Source organism: Azospirillum sp. (assembly GCF_035627195.1).
In the GTDB taxonomy this organism is placed as follows: Bacteria; Pseudomonadota; Alphaproteobacteria; order Azospirillales; family Azospirillaceae; genus Azospirillum.
Genome location: NZ_DASPMG010000144.1, coordinates 1 through 2593 on the forward strand (window position 1 = coordinate 1; position 2593 = coordinate 2593).

3 protein-coding genes are annotated in these 2593 nt (G+C 70.3%); all 3 read right to left on the bottom strand.

The genetic code is table 11. The annotated features are described in order from the left end of the window. Positions 1 to 113: 113 nt before the first annotated feature. Positions 114 to 1055, bottom strand: coding sequence for a sugar kinase (locus VED21_RS13575; protein ID WP_324882904.1), 942 nt, complete (start codon positions 1053 to 1055; stop codon positions 114 to 116). A gap of 319 nt (positions 1056 to 1374) precedes the next feature. Next, the gene (gene kduD, locus VED21_RS13580; protein ID WP_324882905.1) at positions 1375 to 2133 is read right to left on the bottom strand and encodes a 2-dehydro-3-deoxy-D-gluconate 5-dehydrogenase KduD; all 759 of its coding nucleotides are present in this window, start codon (positions 2131 to 2133) and stop codon (positions 1375 to 1377) included. Between the two features lie 30 nt (positions 2134 to 2163). Next, positions 2164 to 2593: 5-dehydro-4-deoxy-D-glucuronate isomerase (gene kduI / locus VED21_RS13585; RefSeq protein WP_324882906.1), on the bottom strand; the 430-nt coding region annotated here is incomplete at its 5' end.

A 2593-nucleotide genomic window follows, 5' to 3' on the forward strand; every position in this document is an offset into this window, starting at 1 on the left:
CAGCGACACGATGGCGTCGCGCAGGTCGCGGTAGATCGTCGTCGCGGCGGTGCCCCTGCGGGTGGGGTTGGGCCGCGCGGAGTTGGGGATCGCAGCCATGACGCCCTCCCCCGTCAGGATGTGGCGGCGGCCATCGCCGCGCGCGGGATGATGGCGCCGCGGTGCTGGATGACCACGGCGGCGAGGCGATGGCCGGCGCGCGCCGCCGCCTCCGGCGTTCGGCCGGCGAGGCGCGCGGCGAGGTAGCCGGCGCTGAAGCTGTCCCCGGCGGCCGTGGTGTCGACGACCGCCGTCACCCGCTCGGCCGGCACCAGCGCGTCCACGGGCGCGTTCAGGCCATCGTCGACCACGCGGCAGCCGGGTTCCTCGAGCTTCAGCACGATCTCCGGCACGCCGGCGGCGCGCACGCGGCCCAGCACGGCGTCCGCGTCGGCATCGTCATAGAGGTCGCGCAGGTCGCCCACGCCGGGCAGCGCGATGTCCGTGCGCGCCAGCATCGCGTCATAGGCGCGGCGCGCCGTCGCGCGGTCCGGCCACAGGCGCGGGCGCCAGTTGGTGTCGAAGGCGACGCGCCCGCCGCGCCGCCGCACGCGGTCGAGCAGCGGGTAGAGCACAGCGCGCCCTTCCTCGCCCCAGATCGCCAGACTGATGCCGGAGAGGTAGAGCAGGTCGTAGCCCTCCAGCGCCTCCACCAGGGCCGGCGACTGCGGCAGCACGAACAGCTCTCGCGCAGGCGCCCGGTCGCGCCAGTAGAGGAAGCGGCGCTCCCCCTTGTCGTCCGTCTCGATCATGTAGAGACCGGGCAGGCGGCCGGGCAGGCGCGGCACGCGCCCCGTCCCCACCCCTTCGGCCGCCCAGGCGGCCAGCATGGCGTCGCTGTGCGGGTCGTCGCCCAGCGCGGTCACGTAATCCACCGCCGTGCCCAGGCGGGCGAGGTAGACGGCGGTGTTCAGCGTGTCGCCGCCGAACCCCATGGTGAGCGCGCCGTCGGGCCGGCGGAACAGCTCGATCATGCATTCGCCCAGGGCCGCAACGCGGCGCGCGGACACGTCCATGGTTCGTCTCCTGTGGCTGGCGGGATCGCCCTGACTTTCGCGGTCTATGATACTAATATATTAGTTTGCGACGCAAGCCGGAACGGGCCGGATGCCGCTCCAGGACAGAATGTCGCACGTCCGCGCCACGTTGGGCACAAGAAAAAAGGCCACCGGCGCGCGAACGCCCGGTGGCCCGAGTCTAGGGAGGAAACGCCCATCGTCGCTCGGTATCAGCAGCAAACCGCCACGACGAAGACCTGATTATCGTACTAGTATATCACGAACGGCGCAAGAGGTATCCGCACCCCTTTCGTCACGGAATGCCGGGCCGCGCGCGTCAGCGCGCCAGCCACCCGCCGTCGACGGGAACGATGGTGCCGTGAACGTAGTCGGACGCGTCCGACGCCAGGAACACCGCCGGCCCGCCCAGGTCGGCCGGCACGCTCCACCGCCCGGCCGGGATGCGGCCCAGGATCTCGGCGCTGCGCTGCTCGTCGGCACGCAGGGCCGCGGTGTTGTTGGTGGCCACGTAGCCGGGCGCCAGCGCGTTGACGTTGATGCCCTTGGCCGCCCACTCGCACGCCAGCAGCTTGGTGATGCCGGCGACGCCGCTCTTGGACGCGGTGTAGGACGGCACGCGGATGCCGCCCTGGAAGGACAGCATGGAGGCGATGTTGATGATCTTCCCCCGGCGCCCCTGGCCGATGGCGTAGCGGCCGAAGGCCTGGCACAGGAAGAACAGCGTCTTCACGTTGATGTTCATCACCAGGTCCCAGTCGGCCTCGGTGAAGTCGACGGCGTCGGCGCGGCGGATCAGGCCGGCGTTGTTCACCAGGATGTCCAGCTGGCCGAAGGCGGCGACCGTCTCCTCCACCAGCCCCGGCACCGGGGCGATGCTGGTGAGGTCGGCCTTCATGCTGTGGAAGCGCCGCCCGGCCGCCTCCACCAGGCCTTTGGTCTCGTCGAGGGGGGCGATGTCCACGGCGGCGATGTCGGCGCCGGCACCGGCCAGCGCCACGGCGATGGCCTGTCCGATGCCGGTGTTGGCGCCGGTGACCAGCGCCACCTTGCCGGTCAGGTCGAAGGGATGGGTCATGTCGGTGTCTCCCGGGTCAAGAGGGTGGCGTCAGCGCATGGTCGCCAGGGGCACGGCGTCCATGTCGTCGAAGTCCTGGTTGTCGCCGCCCATGGCCCAGATGAAGGTGTAGTTGTGCGTGCCGACGCCGCAGTGGATCGACCAGCTGGGGCTGATCACCGCCTCCTCGTTGGCGACCACGATGTGGCGGGTCTCGGTCGGCTCGCCCATGAAGTGGAACAGGCGGGCGCTGTCCGGCAGGTCGAAGTAGAAGTAGACCTCGCAACGCCGCTCGTGCGTGTGGCAGGGCATGCTGTTCCAGGTGTTGTTGGGCTTCAGCATGGTCATGCCCATGACGAGCTGCGCCGTGCGGCAGACATCCGGATGGATCATCTGGAAGATCGTGCGCTCGTTGGACGTGGACGGGTCGCCCAGGTGGCGCTGCTTGGCCTGCGCGATCGAGATCTTCATCGTCTCGAAG

Excerpts from the sequence above, each read along its gene's own strand:
- VED21_RS13575 (WP_324882904.1), bottom strand. The coding sequence starts at position 1,055 with ATGGACGTGTCCGCGCGCCGCGTTGCGGCCCTGGGCGAATGCATGATC.
- kduD (WP_324882905.1), bottom strand. The coding sequence starts at position 2,133 with ATGACCCATCCCTTCGACCTGACCGGCAAGGTGGCGCTGGTCACCGGC.